The sequence below is a fragment of the Propionibacterium sp. oral taxon 192 str. F0372 genome, assembly GCF_000413315.1.
Lineage (GTDB): Bacteria > Actinomycetota > Actinomycetes > Propionibacteriales > Propionibacteriaceae > Brooklawnia.
Genome location: NZ_KE340298.1, coordinates 191,926 through 210,481 on the forward strand (window position 1 = coordinate 191,926; position 18,556 = coordinate 210,481).

Below are 18,556 nucleotides of genomic sequence, written 5' to 3' on the forward strand. Positions count from 1 at the left end.
CTGAACCGTCGCGACGCCACGCGGATGAAAAACAACAGTTTTCGCACAAAATCGTCGCGTCGCAGTCCACAGTGATCCCCGATGGGGCAAACTCTATCAGTTGATGACTTCGGCTTGTGTCTGCCGACGCCAACGGATCCCGGCGTCAATGAAGGCATCAATGTCGCCATCGAAGACTCCATCAGTGTTGCCGGTCTCGTAGTTAGTCCGCAGATCCTTGACCATCTGGTAAGGGTGCAGCACATAGGAGCGCATCTGGGAGCCCCAGGAGTTCCCGTCGGATTTCAGGGCATTCATCTCCGCTTCCCTGTCCTTGCGGGCCTTCTCCAGCAAACGGGCCTGCAGGACGCGCAAAGCTGCGGCCTTGTTCTGGATTTGGGACTTCTCGTTCTGGCAGGACACCACCAACCCCGTGGGAAGGTGGGTGATGCGAACGGCTGAGTCCGTGGTGTTCACCGACTGCCCACCGGGCCCGGAGGAACGGAAGACATCCACCCGGATGTCCTGTTCGGGAATCTCGATGTGGTCGGTCTCCTCCACCACCGGCAGCACCTCGACTCCGGCGAAGGAGGTCTGTCGGCGTCCTTGGTTGTCGAAGGGCGAGATCCGTACCAACCGGTGCACCCCCTGTTCCACCGACAAGGTGCCATAGGCATAGGGGGATTTAACCGTAAAGGTAGCTGACTTGATACCAGCCTCCTCGGCATAGGAGACGTCGTAAACCTCAATGGAAAACTCATGACGCTCGGCCCAGCGCTGATACATGCGAAGCAGCATCGCCGCGAAATCGGCTGCATCCACTCCCCCAGCCTCCGAACGGATCGTCACCAAAGCATCACGTTCATCGTATTCCCCCGACAGCAGGGTGCGCACCTCAAGAGCGGAGATCGCCTCGGTCAACCCCTCGATCTCGCGGGATGCCTCAGCGATCTCCTCCGAGTCGGATTCCTCGGTCGCCAATTCCAGCAGCACCCCGACGTCCTCCAGCCGACGGCGCAGCCCCTCAACCCGCTCGACCTCGGCCTGCAGCCGGGACAACCGGGAGGTTACCCACTGTGCATTGGCCTGGTCATCCCACAGACCGGGGGCGGCAGCCTGCTGCTCGAGTGCCGTGATCTCCTGCTTCTTGGCCACAGGGTCAACGACGGCCTCAATCGAGACCAAGGAACGATTGAGGTCGGAGATCTGCTGTTGTAGGTCTGCTGGCGTCACGTGCCATGATTCTACCGCCTGTGACGGGCACCATCAGCACCACGCGCGATGCAGGAGCACATATAGACCCGCGTGACACAATGGCCGGGTCCCACGAGTGCACAGGAGAAGACAATGGCACGGATCAAGGAGCAGCTGCGCGCAGACCTCACCACTGCGATGAAAACCAGGGACGAGGTGGCAAAGTCGGTCATCCGCATGGCTCTGGCCGCAATCCAGTACAAGGAGGTCTCCTTCGATGAGGCACGGCAACTCACCGATGAGGAAGAGTTGGCGGTCATCACCAAGGAGCAACGCAACCGGTTGGAATCAGCCAAAACCTATGCCGATGCCGGTCGGGATGAACTCGCAGCCAAAGAGTCCGCGGAGGCTGAGGTACTGGCTCGCTATCTGCCCGCTCCTCTAACTACCGGCGAAGTCATCGAAATCGTTGAGGCCCAGATCGCCGCCACCGCTGCGGAACTTGGAGAGGCCCCCAGCATGAAACAGATGGGGGCGATCGTGAAGGCCGTCAATCAGCAGGTTGCCGGGCGGGCCGAAGGAAAACTGATCGCATCACTAGTGAAGGACCGACTGAGCTAAGCATTAGCGACAAGGACCGGGTGCGGTTCCGCCACCCCCTGGCAGAACCGCACCCGGCATCCGTCGGCCCCCAGACCTAACCGGCCACTATGAGATCGACGTGCTCCCGGGCGATTGACACCCAGGTGAGGCTCTCGGGATGGGCATCGTCGTAAACCGCCAGCGCCCCCACGCCGGTGGCCAGAAACGACATTATGCACACCGCCACGAACAACCCCCTGTCGAGCCGTGTGCAAAAGATACCCGTGCTTGTCCCCCTTACCTCACCCACATAGACGAGGTCGGATGGTCATCGCGTTACAAATGGATCAAAAATTTTGAACCTTGTCATCAGGAGTTTCCGGAGGAACCCGTCGGCCAGTAATGGTCATCGGGGGTAGAACGCTCACCGAAGATCGCCTGCCCGACCCGCACGACTGTCGCCCCCTCCTCAATGGCGATCTCGTAGTCACCTGACATACCCATGGACAGGCCACCATCGCCGATCAGATCGGGAGCAGTCTCACGTACGGTATCCCGGAGCCGACGCAGCAGACGGAAACACTCACGTACCCGCTCAACATCGGCGGTGAATAGAGCGAGGGTCATCAACCCTTTAACCCGCAGAGAGGAGAATGCGGTGAGCTGGGTGAGGAAACCGGGCAACTCTTCCTGCGATAGACCGTACTTGGATTGCTCGCCTGAGGTGTTGACCTGGACGTAGACATCCAGCCCTCGCCCAGCAACCTGCAGCCTGCGATCAAGGGCCTCAGCCAGCCTCAGCGAGTCCAAGGCGTGGAACTCATCGGCGAAGGAAACGACGTCGCGAGCCTTGTTCGTCTGCAGATGCCCGATGATCGACCAACGCACATCCTCGTCGGCGAGTGCCCGGTACTTGCGGAGCGCCTCCTGAACCTTGTTCTCCCCCAGTTGGTGGCAGCCAGCCCCAATGGCGACCCTGAGCCGTTGCTCCGGGACGGTCTTCGACACCGGCAGCAGCCGGATCTCACTACCCTCACGCCCCACCTTGCGAGCCGCCTCATCAATACGAGAGCGCACCCGGGTCAGATTACTTGCGAAGTCCTGTGCGGTGAATGCTGTTTGGTACTGCATGATCCTCCCTTGGTCGGTTCCTCAGCTTGCCGTGGCCGGAAAACGCTGCGGCACCTTCGCCGTTCAATTGCCATATGGCCCGGTCCACCGGACACGGTACCGCGACGACCGGTGGGCGCAACAGGACTCGAACCTGTGACCTGCTGCTTGTAAGGCAGCTGCTCTAACCAACTGAGCTATGCGCCCGGACGCGCTGATGCGCTCGAGCAATTGTGTCAGCTCAACCCATCCCGCACCAAGTTCTCCGCCCACGATGGCCGAGGATTCAGCGACGGGAGATCCGGGGTCGCACCACTTTGCAAGCCTGCCAGTCGGGACTCACCTCGACCGCCGAGGTGAGAGTCATGCCCGCAGTCCGGGCGCCCTCGCTCAACTCCGCTTGATCGACGTACCCGGGGCGGCCGATCTTCGGGGTGAGCAGCCAGATCCAGCCCCCATCCGAAAGATCCCGCAACGCATCGACCAAGTCGTCTGTGACATCGGTATCGTCACGATGCCACAGAAGCACCATGTCAACCGCCTCAACCGCATCCTCAATCATCTCGCCGTCGATGAGATCCATCACCTCATCGCGCAGGTCCTGGTCGACGTCCTCATCCCAACCAAGTTCCTGAACGATCATTCCCTCCACGAGTCCCAACGGATTGCCCCCGGAGCCACCAACCGAAACCTCCATGGGGACAACTCCATCACATGCCGGTCACCCGCCACGACCGTTGTCACGAGATTGCCAGATGAATGAATGGCGTGACCGTCCGGTCACGCCATTCATCACCGTGATCAATATCAGTCGGGGTCGACCTCTCCAGGCACCGCGGCGCTCACGTCGTGCAGACGATACTTCTCGATCGCCTGGGCAACGACCTCACGAGGCATCTCGCCGCGATCGGCTAGTGCCTGAAGAGCACGGGTGGCAATCGACTCGGCGTCGACGTGCAGGTGCCGACGGGCCGCAGCACGGGTGTCGGAGAAACCAAATCCGTCGCCACCCAAGGTGTAGTAGTCGCTGGGCACGAATTCGCGGACCTGATCCTGGACCGCCCGCATGAAGTCGGATACTCCGACTACCGGGCCGGGACGTCCCTGGAGCTTCTGGGTGAGATAGGGAACCTTGGGCTCCTGCTCCGGGTGCAGGAAATTGTGTTCGGTGACCAGCCGACCGTCGCGAGCCAGCTCATTCCAAGAGGTCACCGACCATACATCGGCCACCACACCGAAGTCACGCTTGAGCAGTTCCTGAGCTCGCATTGCCCAAGTGACACCGATGCCCGAGGCAAGCAGCTGCACCCGGCGGGCATCGTGGCCAAGGCCGTCGCTGTTACCCTCACAGACCAAATGGATGCCACGAACGATGCCCTCAACGTCCACATCCTCCGGCACCGCGGGCTGGAGAATCGGCTCGTTGTAAACCGTTAAGTAGAAGGAAACATCCTCAGGCTGGTCGCCGTACATACGACGCAAGCCTTCCTCCACGATGTAGGAGATCTCGTAGCCGTAGGCCGGGTCATAGGAGATCAGCCCCTCGTTGGTCAGCGACAGCAGGGGTGAATGGCCGTCCATGTGCTGGGTACCCTCACCGGTCAAAGTGGTCTTTCCCGCGGTGGCACCAATGTAGAAGCCTCTAGCCAGTTGATCGGCCGCCGCCCAGGCTGCGTCACCGGTGCGCTGAAAACCGAACATCGAGTAGTAGATGTAGATTGGGATCATTGGCTGACCATGGGTGGCATAGGAGGTGCCGACTGCGGTGAAGGCCGCAGCAGACCCCGCCTCATTGATGCCAGTGTGCAGAATCTGCCCATTGGTCGCCTCGCGGTAGGACAGCATCAGGTCGTGATCTACCGGAACATATTGCTGGCCGTTCGGGTTGTAGATCTTGATGGTCGGGAACATCGCATCCATGCCGAAAGTCCGAGCTTCGTCCGGGATGATTGGCACAATGAACGGGGCCAGATTGCGGTCGCGCAACAGATCCTTGACCAGCCGGACGAAGGCCATCGTGGTGGCGACCTTCTGGTTTCCAGAACCCTTGCGGGCCCCCTTGTAAACCTTGGCATCCGGCAGGACGAGCTTCTTGCCGTGGTCGCCACGCCGCTCGGGTACATAACCACCCAACTGACGACGACGTTCCTGGAGATATTTGATCGCCGGCGAATCGGCACCTGGGGTGTAGTACGGCGGCAGGTAGGGATCGGCCTCAAGTACCTCGTCAGAGACCGGGATGTCACAACGGTCGCGCAGACCCTTGAGATCATCGATAGCCATCTTCTTCATCTGATGGGTCGCATTGCGCCCGGCAAAGTGCTGGCCCAAGAAGTAGCCCTTGATGGTGTGCGCCAGGATGACCGTGGGAGCCCCGCTGAACTTCTCCGCAGACAAGTAAGCGTTGTAGATCTTCTGGTAGTCCAGACCACCACGACGCAGTGCCCAGATCTGATCGTCGCTCCACTCGGCCACCATCTCGGCGGTACGCGGATCACGACCAAAGAAATGTTCCCGCACATAGGCGCCATCATTGGCCTTGAAGGTCTGGTAGTCACCGTCGCGAGTGGTGTTCATCACATTGACCAAGGCACCCTCGTGGTCGGCCGCCAACAGCGGGTCCCAGTTCGCGCCCCAGATCAACTTGATCACATTCCAGCCTGCGCCACGGAAATAGGACTCCAACTCCTGGATGATCTTCCCGTTGCCGCGGACCGGGCCATCGAGGCGCTGGAGATTACAGTTGACAACGAAAGTCAGGTTATCCAGCTCCTCATTCGCGGCCAGCTGAAGAGCACCACGCGACTCCACCTCGTCCATCTCACCGTCGCCGAGGAAGGCCCACACCCGCTGCTTGGATGTGTCCTTGATACCCCGGTTCTCAAGATACTTGTTGAAGGAAGCTTGCCAGATGGCGTTGATCGGACCCAAGCCCATCGATACCGTCGGGAACTCCCAGAAATCGGCCATCCGCCGCGGGTGAGGGTAGGAGGGCAGACCACGCCCGCCCATCGGGCGCGAGTACTCCTGACGGAAGCCGTCGAGGTCTTGCTCGCTAAGACGTCCCTCCAAAAAACCGCGGGCGTACATGCCGGGTGATGAGTGGCCCTGGAAGAAGACCTGGTCGCCACCGTCGGGGTGGTCCTTGCCCTTCCAGAAGTGCATCAGACCAACCTCGTAGAGGGTTGCCATGGAGGCATAAGAGGAAATGTGACCACCGACGCCGACTCCTGGACGCTGCTGACGGTGCACCTGGACGGCAGCATTCCAGCGCAGCAGGTGACGGATCTGCTGCTCCAGTTCGGGGTCACCGGGGTAGGCGACTTCATCGGCGGCTGGGATGGTGTTCACGAAGTCGGTGGACACCAGCGAAGGCATCCCAATGTGCTTGTTGCGGGCTTCCTCGTTGAGCTTCAGCATCACGTACCGCGCCCGATTACTGCCCCCGTTGGCGATCAACGCGTCCAAGGAGTCGACCCACTCCTGGGTCTCCTCCGGATCCGTGTCAGGCAGGTTCGTCGGCAGACCGTTGAGAAGCGGACCGGGCTGTTCGTGCGGAATCACGCTATGTCCTTTCAGCAGAAGGCGATGACGGCTACGACGTCAGGATGGATTCATCTTCCCCCGAAAGCAGGAATTTCGCCACCGGGAGCAGAATCGTGCCCTTGTTGCCGTCCGATGCACTCCGTGGCAACAACTACCGGCCCCCTATTCCGTTTGGCATAGGCTCACGCCAATGGTTGGTGTCAAGGAGCAACAACCACTCTGAAGCGAAAGGCACATACATGAAGCTGCGCGAAGACGCGAAGTGGTCACTGGTCATCCCGACCTCGATGGGCATCCGGATCTGCCCTCCGCAAGGTGAGCCCGTGCAGACTGCCCGAACCTTCCAGATGCAAGTCACCTCTGCCGAGTCCAACGTCGGCTGTGTCGCATCCTACCTTGGCCAGCCGGTGAAGATCCTCACCAACTTCATCAAGGGCTCTCCCATTTCCACGATGATCAAGGCGGATCTGCGGTCACGTTTCATGGACTACGAGGGACCAGAGCTCGAGCAGGGCGGTGCTTGGGGGTACCGCCACCAGTTCAATATCGCCGACATGGGCTACGGCAACCGTGGTGCCCGGGTCTGGAATGACCGCGCGGGTGAGGTCGGTCTCGCCCTGAACGCAGCCGATTTCGATCTTGATCGTATCCTCGGTGAGGAGGGCGCCAAGATCGTCCACATGTCCGGCTTGGTCGCGGCCCTGTCTCCCGCTACTTTACAGTTCTGCCTCGACGTAGCCCACAAGGCCACCGAGCACGGCGCCAAGGTCTCCTTCGATCTCAACTACCGCGCATCCTTCTGGAAGGGCCGCGAGGAAGAACTGCGCGCCGGTTTCACCGAGATCGCCAGCAACTGCTCGATCCTCATCGGCAATGAGGAAGATTTCCAGCTGGCCCTCGGCCTGGAAGGCCCCGAAGCGGGCGGCAAGGATTTGGGCTCCAAAATCAACGGCTTCAAGGCGATGATCAACACCGCTCACGAGACCTTCCCGAAGGTAGAGGTTTTCGCCACCACCCTGCGCGAGGTCGTCAATGCCAACCACCACATCTGGGGCGCAATCTTGTGGGCCGACGGCACTTTCCACGTCGCCGAACCCCGCGACATCGGGGTCATTGACCGCATCGGCGGCGGTGACTCCACCGTCGCAGGCATCCTCTACGGCATCATCAAGGGTTGGGAGGCCGAGAGGTGTCTGCAGTTCGGCTGGGCGTCTGGCGCATTTACCACTTCCCTGCTGACTGACTACGCGACCCCTGCTGATGAAGAGCAAATCTGGTCGGTCTGGGAGGGCAACGCCCGCATCAAACGCTGACGATTTGCCGATCACCCGTCGGGTGGGGCGGTCCGGAGCCCATCCGGTCCGCCCCGTCGTCATATCCCGCGGACATCCGTCGCGATAATGTAATGGGCTGCACTTCGCACCAGGAGATGGCATGGCAACGACTCACGTTCCCGGCACCGGCCGATCGCTGGTGCCCTCCGCCCGGACCAGGGCAGCCATGGCCCGACGACTGACCAACCAATCCGGCAAAATGGCTACTGCGGTGATGACCGAGATGGAAAGACGTCATCCTTGGTATGTCGGCCTTGATGCCGAGGCTCGCTCTTGGGTGGGGGTGGTGGCCACCTCGGGGATCAGGGGGTTCATCGACTGGTTCAGCGACATCAACACCTCACCGGCCGATCCGGCCCGGGTGTTCGACGTAGCTCCTCGGTCCTTGACCCGTACCATCTCCCTGGGGCAGGCAGTCGATCTGATCCGCACCACCATCGATGTCGTTGAGGAGCAGATCGGGTTGCTGATGCCCCGTTCTGATCGGCAAGTGCTTCAGACCGCGATATTGCACTATTCCCGAGAGATCGCCTTCGCATCAGCCGGAGTCTACGCCCGGGCTGCCGAGGCCAAGGTGACGTGGGATGACCGGACCGAGGCGATGATCGTCGACGCGGTGGTGCGCTCCGAGTCCAACGAGGGACTGCTCTCCAGGGCATCAACACTGGGGTGGAACTCCGAGGCTCCGGTTGTGGTCGCCGTGGGCTCAATGCCGCAGGGCTCCGATTGGGCCGGAGTGCGGCACCACGCCGAGTCCCTGGGATTGAGTGCCATGGCTGCAGTCCACGGTGAGCGGCTGGTCGTCTTGCTATCCCCCAATGATCCCGAGGCCGACACCGACGAGGAATCCACCATCCGGTGGGGCGAAGGAATCCGGGAGTATTTCGGTCCGGGTCCAGTGGTTCTGGGGCCGACGGTCACCGGATTGGGCAGGGCTCACGTCTCCGCCGCAGCTGCGGTCTCCGGGGCCAGGTGTGCGGCAGCCTGGCCGGAGAGCCCACGCATTCTCTCTGCACGTCAACTACTCCCGGAACGCGCGCTGGCTGGTAATGAGCAGGCCCGGCGACACCTCGTGGAGAATGTCCATCGCCCCTTGGCAGAAGCCGGAGGTGATCTGCTGGAGACCGCAACCACCTTCCTAGACAACGGTGGGTCAGTAGAGGCCAGCGGACGAGCTCTGTTCGTCCATCCCAACACGGTTCGCTATCGGTTGAAGCGCATTACCGAAGTGACCGGGCATTCCCCTGCCAATCCTCGGGATGCCTACGTGCTCCGGCTGGCTATCACCCTCGGACGCCTGCAATTCAGCTGACCAGAAGCAGATTTCCGCGATCAGTTGTGGGGTACCAACAATGTTGGTTGGAGATTTTCGTGCCCACCGCCCCGGGGTGGGTCGCCTCCGCGGTGCACGATAGTCAGGTGCTTGTGATCGTTGCCCCGGGCCAAGGGGCCCAAACTCCTGGTTTTCTGACTAAGTGGCTGGAACTTGACTCCTTCGCATCGCGATTTGAGTTGCTGTCCCAGGCCAGCGGGGTGGACTTGGTAGCCCATGGCACCATCTCGGATCAGGAGACCATCACCGACACCTCGATTGCCCAGCCACTACTGGTTGCCTCGGCCATCGCCGTCGGCCGGGAACTGCTCGGTGATTTACTCCCCGACATGCTTGCAGGCCATTCGGTCGGGGAGATCGGGGCGGCTGCCCTGGCCAGGGTGCTCGACGATACCCAAGCCATGGCCTTGGTTGCTGCGCGCGGTACTCGGATGGCCGAGGCCGCTGCACTCACTCGCACCGGCATGTCTGCCGTCGTCGCCGGGGATCCCCCAGATGTGCTCTCGGCCATCGAGGCCACCGGATGCACCGCAGCAAATAACAACGGCAAGGGTCAGATCGTCGCAGCAGGCACCCTGGAGCAGTTGGAAGTCCTGGCTGCCAATCCGCCGAAACGCGCCCGTGTTATTCCGCTCAAGGTGGCTGGCGCCTTCCACACCGTCCACATGGCCCCGGCGATCCCCCATCTGGAAACCGTCGCTGCGTCGATGACGACCGCTGCCCCCCACACATTGCTGGTGTCGAACCGAGATGGTCAGATCGTCAATAACGGAGCCGAGTACTTGGCACGTCTGATCTCACAGATCACCAGTCCGGTACGCTGGGACCAGTGCATGGCGACTATGGCTGCAGCCGGAGTCTCCGGAATCCTTGAGCTGGCACCCGCAGGAACGCTCACCGGCATTGCCAAGCGGAATCTGCCGGGTGTCGAGTTGTTCAACCTCAATACCCCTGACCAACTTGGTGATGCCCGCGCCTTCGTCACCACGCATTCTTCCCGGGAGTCCAAGTGAGCGCACCGATTACCATCGCGCAGGGCCCCCAATACTCGCGCATCCTCGGTGTCGGCTCCGAGCGCGGCAACCGCATAGTCGACAATGCGGAGATGTGCACGTGGATCGAATCCTCTGACGAGTGGATCCAGCAGCGTACCGGCATCGTAGAGCGTCGCTGGGTGGACGAGAGCCAGACGGCGCTGTCCATGGCACTCAACGCGGCCCGCAGGGCTATGGACAGCGCCGGTCTGCGGCCCGGCGATGTCGACGCGATAATCGTCTCTACGGTTTCGGTCTTCCGCCAATTCCCATCATTGGCGGTTGAGATAGCTTCCGAGCTCGGTCTCGATCACCCGGCAGCCTTCGACATCTCCGCGGCTTGCGCAGGCTTCTGTTACGGGGTCGGCATGGCAGATTCGATGGTGCGTGCCGGAACCGCCCACAATGTCCTAGTCGTGGGGGTCGAGGTGTTGTCCGAACAGACTGATCTCACCGACCGCAGCACCGCTTTCTTGTTCGCTGACGGTGCAGGTGCCGTCGTCGTGGGACCCTCGCAGACCCCGGGCATCGGCCCCACGGTGTGGGGATCCGATGGTGATCAGGCTGGGGTGATCTGGACTGAGAACTGGCGTGATGCCATGGAGTCCGGCATTGATCCGGTTATCCACATGGAAGGCAATAAGGTCTTCCGGTGGGCGGCCACACACATCGCTAACAAGGCGCAGGAGGCCTTGGAGGTTGCTGGCCTCACCGCCGATCAGCTCGATGCCTTCATTCCCCACCAGGCAAACAACAGAATCACCGATTCGATGCTGCGCAGGATGAAACTGCCGGAATCGGTCGTGGTGAGCCGGGACATCCATCTAATGGGCAATGCCTCGGCCGCTTCCGTCCCAATCGCCATGGATGCCCTGCTCGCCTCGGGCGATGCGAAGTCAGGGGACAATGCCCTCATCATTGGCTTCGGCGCAGGGCTGGTTTTTGCCGGTCAAGTCGTCGTATTGCCATAACCCAATCATCTGTCAGGATCAACGAAATTAATCAACAGTAAGGAAAAACGAAATGGCCAGCACCGAAGAAATCCGCACATCCCTCGCCGAGATCGTCAACGACGTCGCCGGAGTCGATGTCGACAAGGTCCAGCTCGAGAAGTCTTTCGTGGACGATCTTGATGTCGATTCCCTGTCAATGGTCGAGATCATCTACGCCTGCGAGGAGACCTTCAATGTCTCCATCCCCGATGAGGACGCCAAGTCGTTGAAGACCGTCGGCGATGCCGTCGCCTATATCGAGAAGGCCCAGGCCTGACCCCCATGTCGCGGTGGCCCGTCGGTACCCGCCGACGGGCCATTCTCATTCCAGGAGGCACACATGACTGAAGTCGTCATCACCGGTTTCGGTGTCATCTCACCACTCGGCAACGATGCGGCAACCACGTGGTCCCGGATGCTCACCGGTGCCAGTGGTGTGCGCCGGATCGAGGGAGACTGGGTGTCAGAACTCCCGGTCCAGATCGCCGGCAGCGTCGACGTCGACATCAACGGGATCATGCCGCGTGTCGAGGCCCGTCGCATGGATCGCGTCTCCCAACTCGCTGTCGGAGCAGGCGTCCAGGCATGGTCTGACGCAGGATTCGGATTTGACGCCGACAACGGCATCGAACCTGAGCGTCTGGCCGTATCCGTCGGCACCGGCATCGGTGGACTGGTCACTACCCTTGAGGCCTGGGATACCCAACGCGAGAAGGGGACCCGCCGGGTCTCCCCATTCACCGTCCCGATGCTGATGGCCAATGCTCCGGCGGCGCAGGTCGGGCTGCGAGTCGGCGCCAAGGCCGGGGTACATGCTCCCGTCTCAGCCTGCGCATCCTCCAATGAGGCAATCGCGCTGGGGGTGAACATGTTGCGTCTCGGTGAGGCAGATACTGCCGTAGTAGGCGGCTCGGAGGCTGTCATCCATGCAATGCCCATCGCGGCCTTCGCTCAGATGCAGGCACTGTCGCGCCGCAATGATGAGCCGCAGAAGGCTTCCCGCCCCTGGGACAAGAGCCGCGACGGTTTCGTCATCGGCGAGGGGGCCACGATGATGGTCATCGAGACCCTGGAGCATGCCAAGTCCCGCGGTGCCAAAATTTATGGAACCATCGCCGGATCCGGTATCTCCGCGGACTCCCACGATCTGGTCCAACCGGATCCCTCGGGAGCCGGGCAGATCTCAGCCATGGTCAAGGCACTACGTCATTCTGGTGTGACACCGAGCGACATTGCCCACGTCAATGCCCACGGCACCTCAACCCTACAAGGAGACGTCACTGAGGCTCACTCGGTACGGTCCGCCCTGGGGTCGGCCACCGATCAAGTGGTGGTGACCTCCACGAAATCGATGACTGGGCACCTGCTGGGTGCTGCAGGAGCCTTGGAAACCTTCGCCACCGTGATGGCCCTGCGGGAGCGGATCGCCCCCCCGACCATCAACCTTGAAGATCCCGAGGACGGTCTCGAGATCACCATTGCGGCCAATGTCAAGCAGCCGCTGCGCGACGGCGACCTAGCAGCGCTGAACAATTCCTTCGGGTTCGGTGGTCACAACGTCACCCTGGTTTTGACGAATGCAAATGTGACCGACTGAGTCACGTGTTGAAGGGGTGGGCCCGGTGGCAACCGTGCCCACCCCTTCGCTGTGTCCGTCCCGTGACGCCCTCATCGGCGGAGCGGGAGAACGGCCCGATGCCAAGGGTGATTGGCCCGGGCATGACACATCAATGGATCACCCGACCTTGCCCAGCCAGCGCACCGGTGCATCGGCGCCCGCGTAGCGGAAAACTTCAAGTTCATCGTCCCAGGCATCGCCCAGCAGGTCGGCCAAGGCCATCTTCAGTGGCACTCCCCCGGCTGCGGCATCCGACATGGCCTTGCGAATCCGGTTCTCGGGGATCTGGATGTCGCCGTTGGCGGAGGTCTGGGCACAGAAGAGCCCCAAGGAAGGTGTCCACGCATACCGGTGTCCCAGGTCCGTGTCGTTGTCCTCGGTCACCTCGAAACGTATCCGTTCGCAGGCGCGCAGCGCTGATGCGAGACGAGCTCCGGTTCCGATCGGTCCTCGCCAGCACAGCTCGGCCCTGACGGTTCCCTGCTGGGCGGGCTGGTTGGCCCATTCGAGGCGAACCGGGGTTCCGATGACATTCGCGATCGCCCATTCCACATGAGGGCGCAACACAGCAGGCGTCGAGTGGATATACACGACACCGGTCGCAGTGTTCGGCATTGTCGACTCCCTTCGATCTGGTGTGCCTTCCCCAGCAACCGTTCTCCGGGAGTCGTCCCAGATGATTCAACACCATATGCGGTCAAGATCCAACCACACGAACGATAGGCTCAGGCAATGACCGCTTCACAAGTGGCCCGCTACGGGACCTGGACCTCTCCATTGACTGCGGCGTCCGTTGTCGCAGCATCCGGGACGATGAGTTGTCTGATCGGTGACCAAACGGGAGTCTGGTGGCTGGAATCCACACCGCAGCGCAAGGGCTACAGCGCGGTCATGAGGTTCGCCGACGGGATTGTGACCCAAATGACCGGGGACGAGGTTTCGGTGCGTTCACGGGTGAACGAGTACGGCGGTGGGGCCTTCGATGCCTGCGACGGATACTTGGTCCACTGCGATGACGCCACCTCACGGCTGCTGGTAAGAGAACCGGATGGAACCATTCGTCCCTTGACCTCCGCTGACCCCCTCGTTCACTACGGCGATCTGCGTATCCACCCCGACCGGGGTCTGGTCCTCGCCGTACGGGAAGATCATCATGTCGCTGGTCAGGCAGAGACCACCCTGGTCGCCATCGACTTGGTCGACAGTACCCAGCACATCCTCGCCCAGGGAGCAGATTTCTACGCTAACCCCGCACTGTCCCCGGATGGCCTCCTTGCATGGCTGGAGTGGAACCAGCCCGTCATGCCATGGCATTCGACTCTGCTGTACTGCGGTCAGTTGACCCCCGAAGGAGTGGTTGATGTCGAGTTGGTGGCGGGGATTCCGCAGGCGGTATTCGACGGCATTGGAGTCCATCACCCACGGTGGGTAGAGGTGGCCGGTCGTCACCTGTTGATGTATACCAGCGACGCCTCGGGGTATTTCACCCTCATGCTGCACGACGGTGAAGTTGCCCGCCCGCTGGGAAACCCAGGAGGTGACGTCGATAAACCGATGTTTGTCATCGGTAACCACGCCCACGCTCAATTGGCCGACGGTAGCGTGCTCGGTCAGCTCGTGGTCGAAGGACAGCATTTCCTGCAACTCACCAGGATGGACGGTACCGTGCGACGACTCGGTGGAGTGGCTGGAGTCGATTCGGTGGCAGCGCACGCCGGGGTCGGTTATGCCTTGATCGACCGTCCGGCCTGCCCCCGCTCGCTCGTGCGTCTCAACCCGGATGGCTCGCTGACCGAGCTGCGATCCCTCGGCGCTCCTCCCGATCCTGGGATGACCTCGGTGGCGCGTTCCATCGTCATGGATGGACACCTCGGCTCGGTACAGATGTGGTATTACCCACCCACCAACGACGCCCACCGGGCGCCGGAGGGCACTCGCCCCCCGGCGCTGGTCAGAGTGCATGGTGGCCCAACCGCGATGGCAACGAACGCATACGACCCGGTGGTCCAGTTCTGGACATCGCGTGGGATCGCGGTTGCCGATGTCAATTATTCGGGCTCGGTTGGATTCGGCAAGGCCTACCGGGATCGCCTTGATGGGCTGTGGGGCATTGCTGACGTGACGGACTGCACCAATGCTGCAGAGGCCCTCGTCGATGCGGGGCTGGCGGATCCTGCAAGGATTATAATTTCCGGCGGCAGTGCCGGAGGATTCACCGCTCTTCGTGCCCTGATGCTCACCGATGTCTTCGCTGCGGGCATCACCCGCTACGGGGTAACCGATCTGGCGGCGCTGGTCGGCGGGCACAAATTCGAGGCACGCTACCTAGATTCGCTGGTGGGCCCGTGGCCCGCTGAGCGTGCTCTCTACGAAGATCGCTCCCCAATCAACGGGCTGGACCACCTCAACCGGCCGATACTGGTATTGCAGGGGGATGAGGATCCCGTCGTTCCCCTTGCGCAGGCCACCACGCTTGCTGAAGCGGTGCGTCGCCGGGGATTGCCCATGGCGATGATCGTCTTCGCCGGGGAAGGGCACGGATTCCGTTCCCCCGCAGTCCGTCAGCAGGCTCTGGAGGCCGAGTTCAGTTTCTGCGATCAGCTGTTCGGCCTCAACAGCAACGAAGTGCCTCGGCTAAAGATTGAAAATCTCGGCTAAATACGGATCGCCCGACGGCGGTCATGCCGATTCTCTGACGATAAGTTCTGGGCGGAACACCACGTGCTGGGTTACTCCACGCAGCAACACTTCCATGGCTGCCCATCCCATCCGATAGCTGGGCTGCCTGATCGTGGTGAGAGGTGTCATGAGCTCGGATGCGAATGCCAGATCGTCATAACCGATGACGGCCACGTCATCGGGAACCTTCCGCCCCTCGGCACGTAGTACCTTGAGCGCAATCAGCGCCGTCATATCATTGAGGCAGAAGATGCCATCAATCTCGGGGGTGCGGTGTAGTTCCGCCGTGATCAAGGATGCCGTGTCTGCCCTGCCTGCTGTGTTCCAGAGGGCGCTGACCAGGACACCATCGTGACCATTCGCTGCCTGCTGAGCCCCAGCCCATCTGGTCTCGCAGTGCCGCATACCCTGCATGCCGTTGATCATCAGGATCCTTTTGCATCCGCGTGAGATGAGCCGTTCGACGGCGAGTCGACCGCCCACTGTGTCGTCCAACCCCACCGTCGAGCAACCGGCCTCGTCCCATTCATCGGTCATCAGGATCACGGGAAAGTCCTCATTTGAAACGAGCTGCAAGTTCTTGGCCGTACCAGGTCCCGGCGTGACAATCAGTCCCTTGATTGATTGGGAAACCAATCGCGAGATCAGGGAGACCTCCTTGCTATCCTGTCCATCGGTGCTCCCCAGGATCATCGTTCCACCGTGTTCAGCGAGACAGTCCTCGGCTCCTCGGGCTAGTTTCATGAAGTACGGGTTGGAGATGTCGAGAACCAAGATCCCCACCGCATCACCGGTACCGGTACGTAGCAACCGAGCAGCCGCATTGCGCACATAGCCGAGTTCCTCAATCGCCGAGCGCACCCGCTGTCTCGTCTGCTCACTCACTGCACGGGTCCCGTTGATCACGTGGGAAACAGTGGCCACGGAGCATCCGGCTCTTCTCGCCACGTCGGCCATCCCGACTCGACGCCGACCCTCACCCAGGCTGTTCACACATTCTCCTCGGAAACGGTTGAATTCCGATCGTTATCAAACCTACACGAGCAAATCACTCCCCTTCCGCTCCCAACACGGCTACCATTCAAGTCGAAGTTAAACGTTTACGTGTTGCAGCGTCGCAGCATCATCGGCCCACACGCACGGCCTTCCCGATACGGAGACAAAGTCATGACGATCCGCACCATCACCCCCGACATCCTCCCCGTACCGGTGGACTCCGTCCTCGGCGAATCACCGTGGTGGGACGGCACCCATCTGTCGTGGGTCGATATCCACAAGGGCGTGATCCACCGATGTGCGCTAGACGGATCAGATTTCACATCCATCTGCACCCCGGGAACACCAGGTTTCGCCATCCCCACGACGACGGGTTCGTGGGCCGTGGGACTGCAAGATGGGCTGTGGGAGGCCACATCCGATGGTTCCACGTGGAAGCAACTGTGGGCCGCCCCGCACGACGCCCGTTCCCACCGGATGAATGACGCAAAGACGGATTCCCGTGGGCGGCTGTGGATGGGATCCATGACCTACGAGGAAAAAGACCCGGTGTCAACTCTCTATCGCTGGACGGTTGAAGGGGCAGACCCGGTGGTACCGGAAATCATCACCTCGAACGGACTGGGATGGTCACCGGACGACCGGACTCTCTATCACACCGACTCGATCACCCGAACGATCTGGGCGTTCGACTACGACATCGACAACGGACAACTTTCCAACCGTCAAGTGTTCACCGTAGATCCCGACGACTGCGTACCCGACGGCATGGCCGTCGATGCCGAGGGATTCATCTGGTCTTGTAAATGGAACGGGTACCGGATCGTACGCTATGCCCCGGACGGAGGGGTCGACATGGTGCTCGAACTGCCCGTGGCGCGGCCCACCAGCATTGACTTCGTGGGACCCGACCGCTCGGTCATGGCAGTGACCTCTGCGCGTCCCGGGGACTTCAGCACCCATGGGCCACTCGACGGCCAAGTACTGCTGATTCCCACGAAAACGCACGCGCGGTTGCTGCACCCTGTCCGGCTGTGGTGAGGAGACCACCGCTCAACGAGAACAAATATAAGGAGAACACATATGTTCACGCTCAGTAGACGCGGCCTGCTGGCCGCAGCCACCATCGCAGTCCCGGTGTCAGCCCTGGCAGGCTGCTCCTCAGCAGCCAAAACACCGGGCGGCACCAGTTCCGACACATCGGCATCGAAGTACATGGTTGCCCCAAAGGAGGGAAAGCTGCGCGTGGGATTCTCGAACTCCTTCGCGGGTAATGCTTTCCGCACCCAGATGATCCTGGAGCTCCAGGAACAGGCGGCCAAGATGCCCGAGGACATCGAATCCCTTGACATCACCGATGCCAACAATTCGGTCGAGAAACAGCTCGCCGACATCAACGATCTGCTGACCAAAGGCATCGACATCCTGCTCATTGATGCCGCTTCTGCTACCGCACTGAACACCGCCGTCCAGCGCGCCCAGCAGCAGGGAGTCTTGGTGGTGTCCTTCGACAATGCCGTGGAATCCGAGTACGGCATCGTGGTCAACATCGATCAGAAGGAATTCGGCCGAGTGGGCGGCGAATGGCTGGCCACCCAACTCGAATCTGGATCAGAGATCCTGACCTTGGACGGAGCATCGGGTTCCCCGGTGAATGATGACCGTTTGGAAGGCGCCAAGGCAGAACTTGATAAGGCCGGTATCCAGACGGTGGCCAGTGCGGTAACGGACTGGGACCAGGCGATGGGACAGTCAGCCGCATCCGACTTGTTGGCTGCCCATCCCGATGTGAAAGGTATCTACTCCCAGGGGGGAGCCCCCACCTTGGGAGCGATCACCGTCATGGAACAACGCGCAATGGCGGTAGTTCCGATCTCGGGCGAGGGCTACAACGGTTTCCTCAAGAAGTGGAAGCAGCTCAAAGACTCGACCGGTTTCACATCCATCGCCCCGTGTAACCCACCATCCCTGTCAGCCGATGCCCTGGTGATCGCGGTCAAAGCCCTACGCGGCGAAGATCCAGGCCCAGCACCGGCGATCGAACTCCCGGTGATTACCCAGGAAACTCTGGAGCAGTACGTGCGACCGGACCTTCCGGATGCATTCTTCCTGCCGACCAAGCTGTCAGAGGAGACCATCAAGAAGAACTACGTCTGAGA

Annotated in this window: 16 protein-coding genes and 1 tRNA gene; 10 read left to right on the forward strand and 7 right to left on the reverse strand. The window is 61.2% G+C overall.

The window, feature by feature from the left end:
- Positions 1-96 precede the first annotated feature (96 nt).
- Entirely contained in the window at positions 97-1,212 is a 1,116-nt protein-coding gene (gene prfB / locus HMPREF1531_RS12125; protein WP_016670255.1) for a peptide chain release factor 2, read from the reverse strand.
- A gap of 114 nt (positions 1,213-1,326) precedes the next feature.
- On the opposite strand from prfB, the gene HMPREF1531_RS12130 reads away from it, so the two are divergent.
- Positions 1,327-1,794, forward strand: coding sequence for a GatB/YqeY domain-containing protein (locus tag HMPREF1531_RS12130; protein ID WP_016670256.1), 468 nt, complete (start codon positions 1,327-1,329; stop codon positions 1,792-1,794).
- A gap of 330 nt (positions 1,795-2,124) precedes the next feature.
- Here the strand turns inward: HMPREF1531_RS12130 and HMPREF1531_RS12135 are convergent, their stop codons facing one another.
- From HMPREF1531_RS12135 to aceE, 4 genes are all read right to left on the reverse strand, one after another.
- A complete protein-coding gene (locus tag HMPREF1531_RS12135; protein ID WP_016670258.1) occupies positions 2,125-2,886 on the reverse strand; it encodes a YggS family pyridoxal phosphate-dependent enzyme in 762 nt (253 codons plus the stop codon).
- A gap of 112 nt (positions 2,887-2,998) precedes the next feature.
- Positions 2,999-3,072, reverse strand: a tRNA-Val gene (locus HMPREF1531_RS12140).
- A 79-nt stretch (positions 3,073-3,151) separates the two neighbouring features.
- On the reverse strand, positions 3,152-3,562 hold the full coding sequence (locus HMPREF1531_RS12145; RefSeq protein ID WP_016670259.1) for a DUF3052 domain-containing protein: 411 nt from the start codon (positions 3,560-3,562) through the stop codon (positions 3,152-3,154).
- 110 nt (positions 3,563-3,672) lie between these two features.
- Positions 3,673-6,429 (reverse strand): pyruvate dehydrogenase (acetyl-transferring), homodimeric type, encoded by a 2,757-nt coding sequence (gene aceE, locus HMPREF1531_RS12150; protein ID WP_016670260.1) that lies wholly within the window; start codon positions 6,427-6,429, stop codon positions 3,673-3,675.
- Between the two features lie 221 nt (positions 6,430-6,650).
- Here aceE and HMPREF1531_RS12155 point away from each other — a divergent pair, with 221 nt between their 5' ends.
- From HMPREF1531_RS12155 to HMPREF1531_RS12180, 6 genes are all read left to right on the forward strand, one after another.
- Positions 6,651-7,724 (forward strand): sugar kinase, encoded by a 1,074-nt coding sequence (locus HMPREF1531_RS12155; RefSeq protein WP_016670261.1) that lies wholly within the window; start codon positions 6,651-6,653, stop codon positions 7,722-7,724.
- Positions 7,725-7,845: 121 nt separating this feature from the next.
- Positions 7,846-9,057, forward strand: coding sequence for a PucR family transcriptional regulator (locus HMPREF1531_RS12160; protein WP_016670262.1), 1,212 nt, complete (start codon positions 7,846-7,848; stop codon positions 9,055-9,057).
- 107 nt (positions 9,058-9,164) lie between these two features.
- Positions 9,165-10,091 (forward strand): ACP S-malonyltransferase, encoded by a 927-nt coding sequence (locus tag HMPREF1531_RS12165; protein ID WP_036899612.1) that lies wholly within the window; start codon positions 9,165-9,167, stop codon positions 10,089-10,091.
- The gene (locus HMPREF1531_RS12170) at positions 10,088-11,083 is read left to right on the forward strand and encodes a beta-ketoacyl-ACP synthase III (protein WP_016670264.1); all 996 of its coding nucleotides are present in this window, start codon (positions 10,088-10,090) and stop codon (positions 11,081-11,083) included. Before HMPREF1531_RS12165 ends, HMPREF1531_RS12170 begins: the two co-directional genes overlap by 4 nt.
- A 52-nt stretch (positions 11,084-11,135) precedes the next feature.
- Positions 11,136-11,381: an acyl carrier protein gene (locus tag HMPREF1531_RS12175; RefSeq protein ID WP_016670265.1), complete on the forward strand. Its 246-nt coding sequence runs from the start codon at positions 11,136-11,138 to the stop codon at positions 11,379-11,381.
- A 63-nt stretch (positions 11,382-11,444) separates the two neighbouring features.
- Positions 11,445-12,701 (forward strand): beta-ketoacyl-[acyl-carrier-protein] synthase family protein, encoded by a 1,257-nt coding sequence (locus HMPREF1531_RS12180; protein ID WP_016670266.1) that lies wholly within the window; start codon positions 11,445-11,447, stop codon positions 12,699-12,701.
- A 138-nt stretch (positions 12,702-12,839) separates the two neighbouring features.
- On the opposite strand, the gene HMPREF1531_RS12185 is transcribed toward HMPREF1531_RS12180, so the two are convergent.
- Positions 12,840-13,337 carry a DUF3145 domain-containing protein gene (locus HMPREF1531_RS12185; protein ID WP_016670267.1) on the reverse strand — a complete coding sequence of 166 codons (498 nt, stop codon included), beginning with the start codon at positions 13,335-13,337 and terminating at the stop codon, positions 12,840-12,842.
- A 117-nt stretch (positions 13,338-13,454) separates the two neighbouring features.
- On the opposite strand from HMPREF1531_RS12185, the gene HMPREF1531_RS12190 reads away from it, so the two are divergent.
- Positions 13,455-15,380, forward strand: a complete 1,926-nt coding sequence (locus HMPREF1531_RS12190) for a S9 family peptidase (RefSeq protein WP_016670268.1) — start codon at positions 13,455-13,457, stop codon at positions 15,378-15,380.
- Between the two features lie 21 nt (positions 15,381-15,401).
- Here the strand turns inward: HMPREF1531_RS12190 and HMPREF1531_RS12195 are convergent, their stop codons facing one another.
- Positions 15,402-16,394, reverse strand: coding sequence for a LacI family DNA-binding transcriptional regulator (locus HMPREF1531_RS12195; protein ID WP_016670269.1), 993 nt, complete (start codon positions 16,392-16,394; stop codon positions 15,402-15,404).
- 174 nt (positions 16,395-16,568) lie between these two features.
- Here HMPREF1531_RS12195 and HMPREF1531_RS12200 point away from each other — a divergent pair, with 174 nt between their 5' ends.
- Positions 16,569-17,438 (forward strand): SMP-30/gluconolactonase/LRE family protein, encoded by an 870-nt coding sequence (locus HMPREF1531_RS12200; protein WP_016670270.1) that lies wholly within the window; start codon positions 16,569-16,571, stop codon positions 17,436-17,438.
- Between the two features lie 42 nt (positions 17,439-17,480).
- Positions 17,481-18,554: an ABC transporter substrate-binding protein gene (locus HMPREF1531_RS12205; RefSeq protein WP_016670271.1), complete on the forward strand. Its 1,074-nt coding sequence runs from the start codon at positions 17,481-17,483 to the stop codon at positions 18,552-18,554.
- Positions 18,555-18,556: the final 2 nt, after the last annotated feature.